This is a genomic window from Pseudomonas sp. GD04015 (genome assembly GCF_029837675.1).
Taxonomy (GTDB): Bacteria; Pseudomonadota; Gammaproteobacteria; order Pseudomonadales; family Pseudomonadaceae; genus Aquipseudomonas; species Aquipseudomonas paralcaligenes.
In genome coordinates, this window is record NZ_JAOEEE010000023.1 from 1 (window position 1) to 17,034 (window position 17,034).

General features: G+C 61.8%; 18 protein-coding genes. 2 read left to right on the top strand and 16 right to left on the bottom strand.

Going from position 1 to position 17,034, the window contains the following annotated elements; genetic code table 11:
* Positions 1 to 55 precede the first annotated feature (55 nt).
* Positions 56 to 5,446: a LysM peptidoglycan-binding domain-containing protein gene (locus N7640_RS17665; RefSeq protein WP_279906216.1), complete on the top strand. Its 5,391-nt coding sequence runs from the start codon at positions 56 to 58 to the stop codon at positions 5,444 to 5,446.
* 460 nt (positions 5,447 to 5,906) lie between these two features.
* On the top strand, positions 5,907 to 6,626 hold the full coding sequence (locus tag N7640_RS17670) for a transposase (RefSeq protein ID WP_279905157.1): 720 nt from the start codon (positions 5,907 to 5,909) through the stop codon (positions 6,624 to 6,626).
* Here N7640_RS17670 and N7640_RS17675 read toward each other — a convergent pair.
* The 16 genes from N7640_RS17675 to N7640_RS17750 are packed head-to-tail and all read right to left on the bottom strand — an operon-like array spanning position 6,532 to position 17,027.
* The gene (locus N7640_RS17675; RefSeq protein WP_279905149.1) at positions 6,532 to 7,221 is read right to left on the bottom strand and encodes a sigma-70 family RNA polymerase sigma factor; all 690 of its coding nucleotides are present in this window, start codon (positions 7,219 to 7,221) and stop codon (positions 6,532 to 6,534) included. The genes N7640_RS17670 and N7640_RS17675 overlap by 95 nt on opposite strands.
* A 7-nt stretch (positions 7,222 to 7,228) precedes the next feature.
* Positions 7,229 to 7,945: a flagellar type III secretion system pore protein FliP gene (gene fliP / locus N7640_RS17680; protein WP_279905147.1), complete on the bottom strand. Its 717-nt coding sequence runs from the start codon at positions 7,943 to 7,945 to the stop codon at positions 7,229 to 7,231.
* A complete protein-coding gene (locus N7640_RS17685; RefSeq protein ID WP_279905146.1) occupies positions 7,942 to 8,295 on the bottom strand; it encodes a hypothetical protein in 354 nt (117 codons plus the stop codon). The genes fliP and N7640_RS17685 overlap by 4 nt, the downstream gene beginning before the upstream one ends.
* A complete protein-coding gene (locus N7640_RS17690) occupies positions 8,292 to 8,597 on the bottom strand; it encodes a FliM/FliN family flagellar motor switch protein (RefSeq protein ID WP_279905145.1) in 306 nt (101 codons plus the stop codon). Before N7640_RS17690 ends, N7640_RS17685 begins: the two co-directional genes overlap by 4 nt.
* Before the next feature lie 12 nt (positions 8,598 to 8,609).
* Positions 8,610 to 9,287: a FliM/FliN family flagellar motor C-terminal domain-containing protein gene (locus N7640_RS17695; protein WP_279905144.1), complete on the bottom strand. Its 678-nt coding sequence runs from the start codon at positions 9,285 to 9,287 to the stop codon at positions 8,610 to 8,612.
* 58 nt (positions 9,288 to 9,345) lie between these two features.
* The gene (gene flgF, locus N7640_RS17700) at positions 9,346 to 10,512 is read right to left on the bottom strand and encodes a flagellar basal-body rod protein FlgF (RefSeq protein WP_220815863.1); all 1,167 of its coding nucleotides are present in this window, start codon (positions 10,510 to 10,512) and stop codon (positions 9,346 to 9,348) included.
* 9 nt (positions 10,513 to 10,521) lie between these two features.
* Entirely contained in the window at positions 10,522 to 10,938 is a 417-nt protein-coding gene (locus N7640_RS17705; RefSeq protein WP_220815864.1) for a flagellar hook capping FlgD N-terminal domain-containing protein, read from the bottom strand.
* A 21-nt stretch (positions 10,939 to 10,959) separates the two neighbouring features.
* A complete protein-coding gene (locus N7640_RS17710) occupies positions 10,960 to 11,628 on the bottom strand; it encodes a hypothetical protein (RefSeq protein WP_279905143.1) in 669 nt (222 codons plus the stop codon).
* The gene (locus N7640_RS17715; protein ID WP_279905141.1) at positions 11,618 to 12,076 is read right to left on the bottom strand and encodes a hypothetical protein; all 459 of its coding nucleotides are present in this window, start codon (positions 12,074 to 12,076) and stop codon (positions 11,618 to 11,620) included. Before N7640_RS17715 ends, N7640_RS17710 begins: the two co-directional genes overlap by 11 nt.
* Complete coding sequence (locus N7640_RS17720; protein ID WP_220815867.1) at positions 12,066 to 13,409, bottom strand: FliI/YscN family ATPase; 1,344 nt, start codon at positions 13,407 to 13,409, stop codon at positions 12,066 to 12,068. Before N7640_RS17720 ends, N7640_RS17715 begins: the two co-directional genes overlap by 11 nt.
* On the bottom strand, positions 13,393 to 14,136 hold the full coding sequence (locus N7640_RS17725; RefSeq protein WP_279905139.1) for a FliH/SctL family protein: 744 nt from the start codon (positions 14,134 to 14,136) through the stop codon (positions 13,393 to 13,395). The genes N7640_RS17720 and N7640_RS17725 overlap by 17 nt, the downstream gene beginning before the upstream one ends.
* A complete protein-coding gene (locus N7640_RS17730) occupies positions 14,123 to 14,548 on the bottom strand; it encodes a hypothetical protein (protein WP_279905137.1) in 426 nt (141 codons plus the stop codon). The genes N7640_RS17725 and N7640_RS17730 overlap by 14 nt, the downstream gene beginning before the upstream one ends.
* Positions 14,549 to 14,552: 4 nt before the next feature.
* Positions 14,553 to 15,950, bottom strand: coding sequence for a flagellar basal-body MS-ring/collar protein FliF (fliF, locus tag N7640_RS17735; protein WP_279905136.1), 1,398 nt, complete (start codon positions 15,948 to 15,950; stop codon positions 14,553 to 14,555).
* Positions 15,951 to 15,953: 3 nt separating this feature from the next.
* Complete coding sequence (fliE, locus tag N7640_RS17740; protein WP_220815871.1) at positions 15,954 to 16,253, bottom strand: flagellar hook-basal body complex protein FliE; 300 nt, start codon at positions 16,251 to 16,253, stop codon at positions 15,954 to 15,956.
* A gap of 1 nt (position 16,254) precedes the next feature.
* Positions 16,255 to 16,650, bottom strand: a complete 396-nt coding sequence (locus tag N7640_RS17745; RefSeq protein WP_279905134.1) for a flagellar basal body rod C-terminal domain-containing protein — start codon at positions 16,648 to 16,650, stop codon at positions 16,255 to 16,257.
* The gene (locus tag N7640_RS17750) at positions 16,650 to 17,027 is read right to left on the bottom strand and encodes a hypothetical protein (RefSeq protein WP_220815873.1); all 378 of its coding nucleotides are present in this window, start codon (positions 17,025 to 17,027) and stop codon (positions 16,650 to 16,652) included. The genes N7640_RS17745 and N7640_RS17750 overlap by 1 nt, the downstream gene beginning before the upstream one ends.
* Between the last annotated feature and the right edge of the window lie 7 nt (positions 17,028 to 17,034).

Below are 17,034 nucleotides of genomic sequence, written 5' to 3' on the forward strand. Positions count from 1 at the left end.
CAGCGTGGATGCCAGGGGCTACTACACCAGGCTGGAATACGATGCGTACGGCAACGTGACGCGCAAAATCGAATACGCCACGGCACTGACCAAATGGAACGACGTAACTCGACCAAACGCACCCGCAGCGAACGCACAGTCCCAGGATCGAAGCACCCGCTACACCTATGACACCATGGGGCGCGTGACCCAGACCATCCAGGAGAACGTGCGGTACTGGATCGCGCTAGGAGAGGTAAGGGAGGTCACATCGGGCAATATCACCAGCAGTACGCTGACCTATGACGCCGCCGGCAACATCATTACCAGTACCGATGCGCTGGGCGCGACCACGACCAATACCTATGACTCCATGGGCCGCCTGGCAAGAATCACGCTACCGCAGACAACCGTCGCGGCCGCAGGCCAGGTAAACCCTTATGCACTCGAAACCGTCACGGCCTCCCCCATCTCGGGGTATGCCTATAACGCCTTCGGCCAAGTGGTTCTGCATGTAACGGAGGGAGGAGCCGACGCCAACGGCCGCGTTCAAGCCGGCGGCACTCGCTACCGCATTACCCAGTACGACATTGCTGGTAATGCCATCATGCAGATGGAGCCCAACGGCTCGAACCTGTACCTTAAGGTGGACGCGGCTGGGCGACGGATCGAAGAGAAGCGTGAGGTCGACATCACCACGGAAGCCTTCATGACGCCCTTCGGTGTCAACATGCCGATGAAGCACACCATCCGCCGAACCTACGAATACGACAAGCTGGGCCAGCAGATCGCTGCGAACGACTGGTACAACGTCTACAACATCCTGACCCCGACCCTAACCTCCAGCCGTACCAGCCTGACGTACAACCGCTTTGGCGAAGTCACGGAGAAGAGAGTCAACGGAGTACTCCAGGAGAAGATCAACTACGACCTCGACGGCCGCGTGCTGAACCGGGTGACGGCGCAGGTCGGGATAGAGCACTTCGCCTATGACATAAACGGCAAGGTGACCTACTCGGCACAGTATGGCAACCTGACTGACTCCTCCGACGACCGCATCACCTATTACCTGAATGACCAGCTCGGCAGGGCGGTGGAGCAGCATCTCCCCGCATTCGAGGCCAATACCAGCGGCAGCCCCCTGCACAACAAGCTGCCGGAAAATGCCCCCAAGGTGACACCGATCATCAGGCAGGTCGTCGACCGCTGGGGCAATGTGCTGACACGCACGGACGCCAAGGGCTATTCGACGAGCTATCGGTACGATCATGAGAACAGGCTGATCACGGAAACCGGCCCAGACGTCACCGTCTATCGTGAAAACGGAACCGGCTACATCGCATCCATCCGCAAGAGCTACGGTTACGACGCCGCCGGTAACCTGGTGGTGGAGCAGGACATTGCCATGCCCGTGGGCGGAACCACCACGGTCCTGCGCACGAGATATCACCTCTACAACAGCGGCAACCTGGTGTGGGAAATCGATGGAGTGGGGTCGTCTCGCTTCTACATATATGACGTTTACGGCAATCGCGTCGGCTCCAAGGATGCCGTCGGAAATACCCTGTTCAACACCTACGATGCGATGGACCGTCTGACCAGCCACGGTATCGTCCGTAACAACGTCGCCGTAGTTCTGCAGACCAACAAGTATGACCAAGCTGGCCGCCTCTACGCGGAAATCAGCGGTACCGTCGAAACGGCGGAAACACTGCGCAACGTGGCGGATAGTCGCGACGGCAGGACCTACACATCTGGAGTCGCCGGTAACACCCGCTACACCATCTATGATGAACGCGGCAATATCACCTGGGCACGGACGGAGTCGGGGGTGGACACCCGCTTCCAGTACGATGCCTTCAATCGCAAGGTTGTGGAAACCGACGGGGCCGGCAATACCAAGACGTGGGCTTACTCCGCCGGGGACTTTTCACTGCTGACCGGCTACAAGGACTGGGGTAACCACTACTACAGCTACACCTACAACGGCTTTGGCCAGCTAACATCGGAACATGTTTCTGGCGGTCCGGAGAAAACCTATCACTACTTCGCCAACGGCCTGACCAAGTTCGTTATCGAAGGCACACCCCAGAACTGGGATGTCACCGGAACGCAATACGACCTCAACGGTAACAAGACACTTGAGTTCAACAACACCCTCATGGGTTATGGAACGCCGTCGATGACAATCGGCGGGCTGGAAACCCGCTATCAATACGATGCACTCAACCGGCTGCAAACCGTGAGCCTACAAACAGGAGGCCAGCACGTCGGTCACCATGACCTGCTAACCCCCTCAGCCCGACTCGACTCCCTCTCGTACTACTACGACGAATTCGGCAATCGCCGCCGCGTGACGATGGACACCACCGACCAGGTAGGCAAGCGCACGCAACTGGACAACTGGTTCAAGTACGACCTGGAAGGGCGAGTGCTCATCAACGATGGATACCTCAACAGCCGAGGCCAGATCGTCGCAGGCGTGGTCAATGGCCAAAGCAAGGGCCAGGCCTATGGCTACAACGCCATCGGCCAGCGGATATCGTCCGAAGAGTTCGTGGGCAGCATCAACTTCTTCGGCCACCCCAGTAATGAGTATGTGCTGAAGAACTACACATACAACGATCTGGGCTCCCTGCTGACCACGACCAAGCGAGCTTCGATCCGAAATGCACAAACGGGACCGGATACCTCCGATGGCTCGATGCTGGGCGATGCAACCCTCATTTTCAGCGCCAACTACGATGCTCGCAACAACCGCGTGTATCAGGAAGACGTCAATGGCAACGAGCGCACCCGTACCACTTATACCTACCGTGGCGATGGCAAGCTGAACAATCAGCTGGTCGATCGCTGGAACGGAAGCAAGTGGAAGCCTTACCAGTACACCTTCTTCAATGAAAGCCGGGTGATCGGTGTAGATGGAGTAGAACGCGACCTCGCGCCTGGTTACGACGCAGCAGGTTTGCTGGTGCGCTATCGCTATACGGTCTATGACAAGAATGGCGATGCAACCATGTTTGGAGACTATTACACCACCTTCATTGGCTTCAGCTCTTGGAAAGAACAGCACATCTTCGTCTCGATCAATAGGGGCACGCCTGGCAACACGGCCATGGAGTACAGCGCGCGTGGCGACCTGCTGAGCGCTACCGCCACAGGCAATACCGTCTTCACGCGCCGCTACGCATCGGATCGCAACGGTCAGTTGATCATGCGCACCGAGGGCAACAACACCTCTGCCCAGACGTACGTGATGCACAACGGTAACGTCCTGGCCAGCGTCGGCAACAACAGTACTCCGGAAATCTACGACACCATCGCCTCCATCTCCCCCAACGAGATGGAACGGGCGCCGACCAACTACGTGATTGTCGACGGCGACACCCTGCAAAACATCGCCCAGAAGATCTGGGGTGATTCGAGCATGTGGTATCTGATTGCCGACGCCAACGGCCTGAGCGCCAGCAGCGCCCTGGAGCGTGGCACGACGCTGACCATTCCCAATATCGCAGGGAGCCACTCCAACAACGCAGATACCTTCAAGGCCTACGATGCCAATGAAGTCTCGGGCGACCTGACACCAGCCGCCAAATTCAAGCCGCCGAAGCCGAAGAAGAAGAAGAGCGGGGGCTTGGGTAGCATCGTGATGGTGGTGGTGGCCGTGGTGGCGGCTGTGTTTACGGCGGGGGCGGCATTGGCTGCGATTGGAGTGGCAGGGACCGCGGCAGGAGCAACGGTTGGAGGGTTGGCGTCCGCAGCATGGGCTGGCGGTGTCACTGCTCTCACGACCGGAACCTTTGCAGCAGGAACACTGGGGACGGCGATGGCCGCGGGGGCTATTGGTGGGGCGGTAGGCTCTGCTGCCGGGCAATTGGCAGGGATGTCCATGGGGGTGGTAGATAGTTTCTCCTGGAGCCAAGTAGCAGTAGGTGCCTTGACTGGCGGTATCACTGGCGGGATCGGCCATTTAGCTCAGGCCAGTAATATTGGCTGGGTGAAGGCAGCTGGCGAGATCACTAGTGGAGGGGCTGCGAACGCCAATCCATGGCAAGTCGCCTCGGCCTATGCTGCCAAGGGTGTAAGCGATTTTGCTGCCGGCCAGATTGCTAACCGTGTGGTAGGGCTGGATACCTCCTTTAGTTGGAGAGCTGTGGCTGCCTCAGCTGCCGGAGCGGCGGTGGGAGGTGTTGTGGGTAAAAATGCGGCCCAGTGGGGACGTACCGGCAAGATACTGGGCGATCAGGTCGGCGCTCATGCCTCAGCTGTGATGAGCGATAAATGGTTCGGCGGCGCGCGGCCGAACTATGGGCAGGTAGCTACCGATGCATTTGGCAATTCTCTGGGCAATTGGATTGTCGATGAGATGCGTGCGGCTGGAACGAGAGAGCGCCTTGCTGAGTGGACCGATGGAGAACTGACCCGAGCCCGGGCGCGTGTGGAGGATGCGTTCGACCGAAATGCTCTGGAATTCGAGCAAAGCTCTCAGGATTTCGCGAGCTGGGGAGGGTATGGGCTTGATCCGGAACTGGTTGGTGAATATGGGGGGAATGCATTCCGCGACTTGCCGACGGCACGGCGGGCGAGTGTGGCGCCTAGATCCGCAGCCAACCCATTATCAGTCAAGGCCAGGCCGGTTCAAGAGCTTGTTGCTAGCGTGGATGCGAGCGGGATGGTTTGCTTGGCACCTGTCGAGACTGTCTACCCCACAGGAATTGCCTCTCCTATAAAAGGCAGCTACGGAGTGGGGGCGATTAAGCGATTTGCTCAGATGGCAGGAGTAGGAGACCTGTTCCCGACCACTCTCACACTCGATCAGGAGCGTGGAGTTGGCGGCAAAATACTTAACTTCTTAGGCATAAACGATACGGCTCAGAATTATGCTGATATTGAGGCGTATCGAAGGCATTCGGTGCTGGGTACCGATCTTACTTATGGGCAGCTTACTGATGGTGTTGAGTGGGGGGTAGCTAGCTTGGGGGTACTGGCTGGCGGGATTGGTGGTGCCAAACTGTTTACTCGTGCCCCAGATACAGTGTCCGTTGATCTGTTCCGAAAGACTGCCAATACCGGTGAGTTTTCTGGCCTGAAAGTACCTATGCAGATGAGGTATGTGAAACAAGCTGCATTTGAAGGCGGGGTTGGTATGCAAGGTGTAAAAGTTCGCATTGTTCGAGACCCAGATCTTATCGGTAAAGACCTGTACGGATATACGCATCCAAATGGGTCAATTGATCTTTATCCGGATGCATTCACAAACATAGAGCAGCTTGTAAAAACTCTTGGCCATGAACGGACCCACACAATGCAAATTGATTTATATGGCCACCCGAATCGATTTTCAAACGAGCCTCTACGCATGAATCAAGAGCTCCGACTCAATGAAGGTGCTGCTCATGGTATTGAGGATAGCTTCTGGCAGTATTATCAGAAAAACAAAACTGGGCAACTTGGGGGATTTGAATAATGAACAAGAGCCTCACTTATCTTGACTGGATAAAGAACTTGCCTATTAGCGACTCCGAATATGCTCGATGCCCATGTCCGGCCTGCAGCTCAGTAGGTCTTTCGTATCAATATTTTGGCTTCCCTGGTAGTGAATTTGGCTGGAAATTGATTTGGTGCTCTTCGTGCATGGATGGCATTCGCATTTCTCGAACGAAGATTCCTGCAGCGATACAGGCACTTATTGCTGACGAGGATCAAGAACAGTTTCTAAGTAAGCATTCAGGCATTAATTTGGTTTTGTAAATAGCTAAAACAAAGCAATATGGGGCAGAAGACGATTTTCTGCCCAGAAAATCAACTACCCCCTGCCTTGTTCATACTCCCGCCCCCGATCCACCCTCTAGCCGTGCATAGGGAAAAGGATCTTCCTATGCCACGCAGAGCCCGAGCCTCACTCCCTCAGTGTCACCCTGCACCTGATTCAACGCGACAATAACAGCTCCGCCTGCTTCTACGCCGACGAGGATTACCAGTTCTATTTGGAATATCTAGCCGAGCAGGCGGACAAGCATGGCTGTGACATCCATGCCTGGTGCCTGATGACCAACCACTTTCACCTGCTGCTGACACCGCATGAGGCGGCAAGCGCTGGGCTACTGATGAAGGGGCTGGGCGAGTGCTATGTGCACTACCTCAAGCGCACCTATCGACGCAGTGGCACTCTGTGGGAGGGCCGCTTTCGCTCCTGCCTGGTTCAGGATGATGCCTATCTGCTGAGCTGCTATTGGTCCAGCTATAGGTCCAACGCTCAGGCGGAACTGCATGGACTGCGCAAGCCGCATCCCGTGTATGAGTCACTGGGTGATAGTGCGGAGGCCCGCGCCACGAGCTATCGAGAACCCTTCCAGCATGAGCTCAATCCTAGCCTGGTGGATCAGCTTCGCGCGGCTACCAACGGTAACTACACGCTCGGCACCCAGAGATTTACCGAAGAGGTGGAGCTAGCGCTAGGACGGCGGGTAACGCCAGGTAAGCCGGGCAGGCCTAGGAAGGGAGTGAGCGGCCTTGCCCCCCTGAACCGTGATCTGTCCCCGTTTCTCGTTTCTAACTTACCTGCTCATACAACCTTCGCAGCTTCTTCAAACCCTGCCCGTGCAGCTGCGACACGCGCGCCTTGCTCACTCCCATCATCTCGCTGATCTGCACGAAGCTGAGTTGCTGGTAGTAGTGCCCGGTGATCACCTGGCGCTCGCCATCGGTGAGCTGCTCCACCAGATAGGCCAGGGTCTCCATGCCGCTCTCGCGTTCGTAGAGGCTGGAGGGGTCGTTGTCGTAGAGATCGGCATCGAGGATTCCCACCTCGAGGAAGTAGCCGAAGGCGAGGCCGACGGTGAGATTGACGATGGCGGCGAGGTCGTCGCCCTCCTCCGCCTCGCCGGCCACGCTGAGCAGGCGCTCGCGAGTGGTCTGCTGCTGGTCCCTGACGTAGCAGGAAAGGCCCTTGAGCACCGCGCCCTTGATGAAGGGCTCGGCATAGCTCTTAAAACGGGTGCCCAGCGTCGGGTCGAAGCCATCGATGGCCTGGAGCAGGCCCATCGAAGCCAGGCTGACGTAGTCGGCGTATTCGGCCAGTGGGTGCGGATAACGACCGTGATAGTGGCCGGCAAGCATCCGTGACCAGGTGGCGTAGAAGTCGAACAGCTCGGCGCGGGTCTGGGCGTCGCGCCGGGTCTGCCAGCGCTGCCACAGCGTCCGCTCGGCCTCCGGATCGCGGTCCTTGCGCTCGCGCTCCATGCACCGGTCAGCCGACGCTGCGAATCAGCGTCTGGGAGACCAGCCCCCAGCCATCGATCAACAGGAACAGCATGACCTTCAGCGGCAGCGAGATGGTGATGGGCGGCACCATGATCATGCCGAGCGACATGAGGATGGCCGCGACGATCAGGTCGATGATCAGGAATGGCAGGAAGATCATGAAGCCGATCTGGAACGCGATCTTCAGTTCGCTGAGCATGAATGCCGGGATCAGCTTGACCGGTGAGACCTGCTCGGCGCTGGCAGGTAGCGACTCCTTGGCGAGGCCGTAGATCAGCCGCAGGTCGTCCTCGTGGGTTTGCCGGATCATGAAGTCGCGCACTGGCTGCCAGGCGCCCTGAGCAGCCTCCTCCGGGCCGAGTTGGCCGGCCAGGTAGGGCTTGGCCCCGGCATCGTAGGAGCGCTCCAGGGTCGGCGCCATGACGAACAGGGTAAGGAAGGCCGCCAGCACGATCAGCACGATGTTGGGCGGCGTGGTTTGCAGCCCCAGGGCATGGCGGACGAACGACAGGACCACGATGTTACGGGTGAAGGTGGTCAGCGCAATCATCATGAACGGCAGGAAAGACAGTGCCGTCAGCAGGGCAAAGATGCTGATGGGCGAGTCGGCGCCGAACTTCAGGCTCTCCCAGCTGGCCAGTTCGTCGGCCTGCGCGTAGAGAGGTGCCAGGCATGCAAGCGAGGCGATCAGCAGACGCTTCATGAGGTCGCTCCAGACTCGCGCTCGGTGCGCTCCAGCGGCGTAACAGTGACACCGGTGGCGGACTCGGTGACGAGCAGGCGCTGGCCATCGGCATCGAGCAGGTAGGCACGGGTACGCGCTGACAGGCGCAGCTCGCGCACGCAGTGCAACTCCGCAGCCACCACAGCCGCGGGCACGACCAGGCCACGCCGGGAATACCAGCGCAACACGAGATAGACGGCCAGCAGCAACAGCACCATGACCAGCATGGTCTTGATGATGAAAGCCAGCGAGATGGGGTCGCCCTGGCGCAGCGGCAGCGTGCCGGCAGCCACGCCCTGGGCCGTGGCCACAGTGGTTTCTGCCGTCACAGGATTTCCGTCAGCTGCAGCCCGAAGTTATCTTCCACGGCCACCAGGTTGCCGCGCGCCACGCGCTTGCCGTCGATGCACAGCGAAGCCGGCTCGGTGACCTGCTCCAGCAGCTTGACCACGTCGCCCGCCTTGAGGGCGAACAGCTGGTCCACGGTCATCTCGGCCGTGCCCAGCTCAACCACCAGCCCGACCTTGACGTGCTTGATCAGCTCCATGTCGCGGCTGATCAGATTGGGGGACTGGTTGTTGATTTGTTCCCGGGCCTCTTCGAGCTCCAGGGTGTCGATGGTGACGCTCACTTCATATGCTCCTTACTGCTCATGCGCCGCCAACTGCAGCGCGAGATGTTCGCCTTTGCGGGCGAGATAGCCCTTGGCAACTGCCTGGTTGTCCCCTGCCACCAGACTCAGCGGCTCCAGGAAATGGGTATCGCCCTGCAGGATGTCGCCAGCGCGCAGGCCGTTGGCCTCGCCGACTGTCAGGCTGGAGAACGGCAGGCTCACCTTGACCGTCAAGCGGGCCCCGCCGATGGCCTTGGCCCGGGCGACCAGCGGCAGCAACTGCTTGGCTGCCGGCAAGAACCCCGCCAGCAGGGAGGCGTCCGCCAGTACCAGCAACTGCAGATCGCCGAAGTCGGCACACAGCAAGAGACGCGCACTCATCGGCAACCCCAGATCGGGTTTCGCGTCCCGCACAGATACCGCCGATACCGCCAGAGCATCCAGCAGGCCCGCAGCCAGCGCCTGCTGGGCGGCTACGAGCAGTTGAACGCTGGTCGCGTCCTGCGGCGCCTCGGTGGCAAAGCGACCGAACACCAGGCGACGCCAGTGGGCAGCAATCCACAGATTGCCCTTGTCGGTCTCCGCCAGTTTCCACTCGCCCTCGGCGACCGGAGCAATCGTCTCGCTCCCCTCCAGGCATTCGAAAACCATCTTCTCGTCGCCCTGGAAGCACCACTGTTCCTGCCACTGGCGGATCGCCGCAGGCAATACACGCTCGGCGGCCGCCCTGCGAGTGGCGCCAACAAATCCCAACGCTCTCATTGGCTTAGCCACCACGTGTACCGTTGTAGAGCTGCTCGATCAGCTCGTTGGAGACCGTCATCACCCGCGAGCTGGCCTGATAGCCGCGCTGAATGATGAGGATGTCGCCGAACTCCTGGGCAAGATCGACGTTGGACAGTTCCAGGTAACCGCCCTGGATGCGGCCAAAGGGACCCTCGCCCGGACGACCGTAGCTCGGCGGCATCGAGTCGGGTGCGCGGTAGAGGGAATTCTCCTTCACGATCAGGGCCGTCTCGTCGAAGAAGTCCGCCAGCGCCAACTGGCTGCCATCGCGCTTTTCGCCATTGGAGTAGGTGAATTTGACGACACCCTTCTCGTCGAAGGCCAGCGAGCTGAGGCCCGCTACGGCGCTGCCGTCGACCACCTTGGCGCCCAGGGTATGGTTGGGACCGCTGGCCACCTGCGATGCCAAGTTGAAACTGCCGGGGGTGCCGAAGTCGAGGGTGATCAGTTGCTCCCCCATCGAGAAGCTCAGGCTGTTGAAGCCGGCCTGCGGCGTGCCGTCGGCACCGAAGGTGATAGTGCCGCTGTGCAGCATGACGCCGGTGCTGTCGAACACCTTGGCCGACCAGCTGTTCGGCGGCGTTGGCAGTTGCTCGAACTCGACGCTGAGGCTGTGGGTGGCGCCGGAGGCGTCGAAGACCTGGATGTTGCTGACCTTGTGCGAAAGCTCGGTGGGGCCGGTACGCGCCAACGTACCGACCATTTCCACGCGGGTGGTCGGCTTGGGCGGCAGGCTGCGCTGGTCGCTGATGTTGATATCGACCAGTGTGCCGCTCGGGCTGATGCCGGCTACGCGCTTCTGGGACACGGCGTCCACCAGAAAGCCCTTGCTGTCTATCTGGAACTGTCCGGAGCGGGTGTAGAAAGTCTCGCCGGAATCATCACGCAGCACGAAGTAGCCGGCACCGCTGATGGCCAGATCGGTCTGGTTGCCGGTCTGCCTGACGTCGCCCGGCTTGGTGCGGACCTCGGTGCCTGCCACGCTGGAGCCCAGGCCCCGCCCATCCTGGCCACCGACACTGCGATAGAAGGTGTCGCTGCCACGGAAGCCCGGCGTGTTCATGTTCGACACGTTGTTGGAAACGTTATCCAGCCCCTTGGAGAAGGTGAACAGTCCGCTGAGCCCGTTGAAAAATGCCTGGAGCATGCTCCCTCCTTAAATCCTGACCAATTTGATCTGTGCCATGCGCACGTCTGTCTGCACCGAGCCGTCGGCCTGTTTCACGCTCAGGAGCGGGCCGCTGGCGGAAAAACTGATGGCCGTGACCGAGCCGATGGTGGAACCACCGCTCTGGTTGGTGACCTCCACCTGGCGCCCGAGCAGGCCCAGCGACTGGGCGGTTGCATTCATGATCACCAGGTTCTCGCTGTTCTCGTTGCTGACCCGGGTCTGCTCCAGATTGGCGAACTGAGCCATCTGCGCAAGGAATTCGCGGTTGTCGATGGGCTCCAGCGGGTCCTGGAAGGTCAGCTCGGTGAGAAACAGCTTGATGAAATCTTCCTGCCCCAGTTGGCTCTGGGTCAGCTCGGATGTCGTCGATGACAGCGCATTGCCGATCGCATCGATTGCCATGCAGTCACTCCTGTGTCGTTGTCATTGGATCGGCTCACGGCGCCAGACAAGCCGGCCATTGGCCCAGATCTGTCCCAGCGGCTCGCCGGTGTTGTGCAGGAATTGCTGCAGGTCCCTGGCCAGCGTGTTCTGCTCCTCCTCCGAAAGGTGGAAGTCACGGATGATCACCTCGGTGCCGTCATCCCGCGGCAGCAGCAGAAGCCGACGCTCAGGCCAGCGCTGGGTCAGGAATGCAGCCAGATGTCCCTGCTCGGGGAGTGGCTTCATGGGGTCCATGGCGGACTGCGGACCTCGCGGCAACGAGAGTGGCGCGGCGGTTTCCGGAGAGCCGCTGGCCGAGCGAGGAAGCGGATCCGTCTCCCGCAAGGCAACCGCCTCCTGCGCCACGGGACTCGCTTGTGCCTGGCTCGGCGTCGCCGGAGAAACCGCTCCCACTCCGAACGAGCCCGGCATATAGGAAAGATGGTGTCCCGCCAACCCTCCCCATACGTAGAGTTCGTCCAGGGGTTGCGGCCGGGGTATCTTGGGCGCTTCGACCTCAGGCGGCGTCACCTGCGCGACAGGCAATCCCAGCTTCTTGCCGAAATCCCCGAGGTCCTTGGTCAGATCCTTGGCCTGCTCCAGCTGTGGGGCCATGGGCTTGGCATCTGGCAGGGCGAGCCAGAGCGATGCGCCCAGTTTAAGTTCCATGCGGATCCCCCGCCTGCTGGGCATCGAAGATATCGATCAGTTCTTGCTGGCTGCGATACCGCTGCACGCTCTCCCATGCGCACTCACGGGCCTTCTGCGCGATTCGCTCGTCCACGCGGGCCTCGCTGAGCGCCAGCCTGGCGGCTTCGAACTCGCCGCGCGCCTCGCCTACCCTGGCCTGCTGTTCGGCTACCGCGCCCTGCATGGTCAGCAGGCCTTGCAGGCGCTGCTCATGCAGCAACGGATCAAGCACCAGCCCCTGCTCCTGCTGATGCTGGTAACGGCTCAGCACCTGCTCATAGTCGTCCCGCCGCTCGCGCAAGACCTCTTGCGACTGCTGCAAGGCCTTGAGTTTACGGGCATGGGTACGCTCGGTCTTTTCACTCTGCAAGGCGCGCAGCCGCACGATCGCAGTCATCTGGCGAAGGCGCTTCTGTTCAGGCTGCATGGCCGCTCTCGCTCAGGCGCTGCGCCAGTCCCTGTGCCGCCTGCCACGAATGTTCGACGGGAACATGCTGGTCGGGAGCCTGCTTGAGCAGATCGTCCAGCTTGGGCTTGAGGGCGATCATCCGATCCAGGACGGGGTGCGAGCCACTTTCATAGGCACCCAGCTCGATCAGGTCGGCGCTCTGCTGGTAGGTACCCAGCGCGCTGCAGATGCGTTCGACAGTGTGCTTCTGCTCGGCATCGCGCAGCGCGCCTGCCAGGCGACTGATGCTGTGCATCACGTCGATGGCCGGCCATTGCCCCCGCGCGGCGATGGCACGGCTGAGCACGATGTGGCCGTCGAGGATCGCGCGCATGTGGTCGGCGACCGGCTCGTTCATGTCGTCGCCCTCGACCAGCACGGTATACACCCCGGTGATGGAGCCCTGCCCCATCAAGGCGCCGGCCCGCTCCATCAGTGGAGGCAGCAGGGAAAAGACCGAAGGCGGATAGCCCCGGCTACCCATGGGTTCGCCGGTAGCCAGGCCAATCTCGCGCTGAGCCAGCGCGAAGCGGGTGATGGAGTCCATGATCAGCAGCACATGACGCCCCTGGGCACGGAACCATTCGGCAATGGTGGTGGCGGTATAGGCGGCCTGCCTGCGCAGCACGGCGGGCTGCTCCGCCGCCGCCGCGATGACCACGGCCTTCTTCAGCCCCTCCGGGCCCAGGCTGTCTCGAATGAAGTCGCCGACCTCCCGCCCGCGCTCGCCGATCAGCGCGATCACGATCACATCGGCCTCGGCGTACTTGCTCATCATGCCGAGCAACGTGCTCTTGCCGACGCCGCTGCCGGCAAAGATGCCTACGCGCTGGCCGCGCCCCAGGGGAATGAACACATCGACGGCCTTCACCCCGGTCACCAGCGCTTTCTGGATAGGCGCGCGGTGCAGCGGATTGATAGGCGCGACGAAACGCGGCTTGCGCTGCAATCCCTTCGGCAGGGGCAGGTCGTCCAGTGGTTCGCAGGTGGCATCCAGCACCCGTCCGAGCAGCGCATCGCCGACGGGGATACTGGCGGTCTCGCCACGGGCGGTCACCTCGCTGGACAGGCACAGCCCGTCCACTGCGCCATGGGGCATGAGCAGCGTCTGGTCGCCTCTCAACCCGACCACTTCGGCGACGACGACGGCGCCACCACGGGCGGGCATGATATCCACCAGTTCGCCAAGCCTGACATCCAGGCCCGTGGCTTCGAGCACCATGCCTTGTATCGCGGTGAGACGGCCCACTCGCCGACACAGGTCGACCTGGGCGACGCGGGAGAGCGTCAGGCTCTCAAAGCGCTGCCACATGCTCGCCACTCCCCTGCTCCGTTGCCAGCAACACCTGCTTCAGCGCATCCCACTGGGTTTCCAGCCCGGCATCCAGTTGCCCGACGCCGAAGTCGATGATGCAACTGCCGACGGCGGCATCGTGATCGACCTGCAATGCGGCCTTCAACGCCGGGTCCGCACTGCTTGCCAGAATGCTGTGGTAGTCGGCTTCCGCGACGCGAATGTGCAACGGATGATCCAGGCGATACTGCTCCACGGCATGCGTGGCCAGATCGGCCACCAGCACACGCTCGGCAGCATGCCGCCCAAGCAGACGCAGCACGACGGCAAGGGTCAGGCGCCCTATTACCGGCTCCATCGTCTCGGCCATCCGCGCTTTCTGGACCTCCAGCTCGCCGATCAGCGCCTCGAGCTGTGCACGCTGTCGCTCCATGGTTTGCTGCTGGGCCTGCATCTGTTCGCTCAGCTTCGCCGACAGCTCCGCCTGCAGCTTTTCCCGGGCATCGGCCAGCTCAAGCTCGGCAGCCTGCCTGGCCTCGGCCAGCGCTCGAGTCCGGACCTCGTCTTCCAGCACCGCGAGTTCGCCCGCAAATGTCGCCCGCAGGCTGGCCAGGTCCGGCTGCCGCTGAGCGCTGGCAGGAGCATCGGCGAACTCGGCAGACTGGGCCAATGGCAGACGCCTGGTCCCGAGGCTCCTGGTTTCCGTGCGTACCACCGCGCCGGCGCTGGATTCAGGTGCGCTCATGCGTGCCATCCCGCGCTTCGAGTTGGGTCTTCAGGTGCTGCAACAACGCGGGCGGCAACACCTCATCGGCGAACTGCTTGTGCCACTTGAGCAAGCCGGGCCTGCTGCCATCCAGATACGAACGCCGAAGCTCCGGCGCCAGCGACTGCAGAGCGAGCGCCAGCCAGAATGGCGGCGCCTCGCTGTGCAGCGGGCCACTCGGGAGAGCGGCCTGCGGCGAGCCGTGCTCCGCGTCGTTCATCACCGCCTCGACGATCGTCGGATCGGCCGCCAGGCCGAGCAGATTGATGTCCTGCAGCAGCTCTTCCAATTGCCGGCGCTCGTCAGGCCCCAGCTGACGCAGTATCCAGTCCCGGTCCTCGTGGTGTACGCAGGCCAGGCGGATGGCGAGTTTGCGCAGAGAAAGGCTCATCGGATCACCGACCATCCTGCAGCCAGCGGCGCAGGTCATGCAGAAGCTGCTCACGCTCGACGGACGACAAGCGAGGCTGTTGTACCTGGACGACTGCTCGTCTCCTGCGCAACAGGAGTGGCAGGAAGGCCAGGGCGACCGCCGCCAGCAACAACGCGATCAGCGCTGTACGCGAGAGGCCGAACAACGAGGAGTCTTTCCCGGACTCCGGGGATGCCTGCACCCTGGGCGGTTCGGACACCTGGGCCGGAGCGGCGGGCTCCAGCTCGTCGCCCCCCGCCTCGAGCGGTACCCGGGACGGAATGTGCGCGATCACGATACGGTCGCCTCGCTCGGCATCGAGGCCCAATGCAGCCTCCAGCAGCTCGCGGATTTCCTTCACGCCCTGCGCAGGCAACGCCTCTGCCAGCACCACCCCGACGCTGATGCGCTCGACTCTGCCCGTGGCGTGCTCGACTTCCGCGCGCTCCTTGCCCAGTACGAAATCGGTCTCGCGGGTGGTCTGTGCCCGCTTGCTGCTGGTATCGCCCGAGGACGACTCGTTGGAGTTGACTTGCCTCTCGCGCTGCACCGCATTCTTGCCGCCCGGCAGCAGGGGGAGTTCCTTGACCGACTTGACCCTGTCGAAATTCAGCTGGACTCGCACCGATACCTTGGCGCCAGCCTTGCCCAGGGGCCCCACCAGCAGTTGCTGGGCCTTGCCTTGCAGCTCGGCTTCCATCTGCTCGGCCATCCTCAGGTGATCGGGCACCGCCAGGACGGCATCCCCCACGCTCAGCAGGCGGCCATTCTCGTCCAGCACCACCACATGTTCCTGCTCCATGCCCTCGACAGCGGAAGCGACCAGTTGCTGGATACCGCGCACCCGGCTGGCATCCAGCTCTTCTCCGCTGCGCAGGCGTACCACGACGGATGCCTTGGGCTTTTCTTCCTGGGGCTGGTACAGCGAAGTCTTGCGGAAAGTCAGATGCACCCGCGCCGACTGCACCTCGGCGATGCTCATCACCGTTCGCGCCAACTCACCCTCCAGCGCGCGCTGGTAGTTGATCTTCTGGCTGAATTCGGACATGCCGTAGTCCGCCTGGTCGAAGATCTCGAAGCCGACGCCGACCCGTGCAGGCACGCCAGCTTCCACCATGCGCATCCGCGCATTGGCCAGATCCGCCGCGGGCACCTCGACCACGCCCTCGGCGGCATTGATGCGATACGGCACCTGCCACTGGCTGAGCGTGGCCAGGATTTCCGCCTGGTCCGCTTCGCTGGCGTTCTTGTACAACGCGACGTAGCTGGGCTGATAGACCCACCAGGTGGCGGCCCCGAGCAGACCCACAACGAGAATGGCGCCACCCCAGAACAGCTTGGAGCGCCCGGCCAGCCCTTGATTGGCGTTTTGAATATCCATGGGTCAGATCTGCAACCGTGTCAGTTCCTGATAGGCGTCCACGACTCGGTTGCGGACCTCCACGGCCAACTGCATGGAGAGCTTCGCCTGCTCCATGGCCATGACCAGTTCATGCGGCGCGATGTTCTCGCCCACCGCGTAGGCCGATAGCAGCTCGCTCGCACGATTGCTGTCGGCTACCAGTGTGCTTGCGCCGGTCCTCAGCAGCTCGCTGAAGTCCGCTCGGGAGACCTGCTGAGGCTCCAGCGCCAGTGCGCCGGTTGCCTCCGGGCTCAGGGAGATGGGGGAAATGGCTGTCGTCATGTCACTTACCGATGTCGAAGGCTTTGAGGTTCATGGCCCGCAGGCTGTTGTAGGCGCGAATGTTCGCCTCGTAGGCGCGCGTCGCCGATACCAGGGTCGCCATCTCGGTGGCTGCCTCGACGCGCGGGTAGTGCACCATCCCATCCAGATCGGCCAGCGGGTGCGAGGGCTCGTGCACTTCACGCACCGCCGCGCCGAGCTGAGGCTCGACGGCGGAAGACATGGCTCCCAGGCGATCGGCAAACGATGTAGGTGGTGTGACCCGCAGCAACGGGGAAACCTGGCCGGGTGCGATCGCCACGTTGGCCATCGCCATGTTGTAGCTGGCCACTTCGGCACGGCTGCGCTCATAGGCCATGGCGTTGCGAATCACATCGCCGATGTTCTCCAGTTCCATCAGCGGCCTCCCTTGATCGCCAGCTGCATCAGCGCGAACTGGCGGGAAACGCCATCGGCCAGGGCCTGGAAGCGACCGCTTGCCGCGGACATCTCGGCGACCTCGCCATCCAGTGCCAGGGGGGCATCGATGGGGAACGGCTGGTGGTAGGCCTGCAGGTCGCTGGCACGCAGCCCCGCCAGCGTCTGCGCGAAGAGTGCCGCATCACCGCGGACAGCGCGCAGCTGCGAAAGCGGCGTGCCGACATCCAGGCGTGTCGCCCGGCTGCCGGGAACATTGGCCGTGGCGATGTTGTGCGCGGCCATCTTGGCGCGGGCATGCTCCAGGCTCATGGCCAGGTGCACGGCGTCGATGGTGAGTCCCATATCTGCTGACATCGCTGCT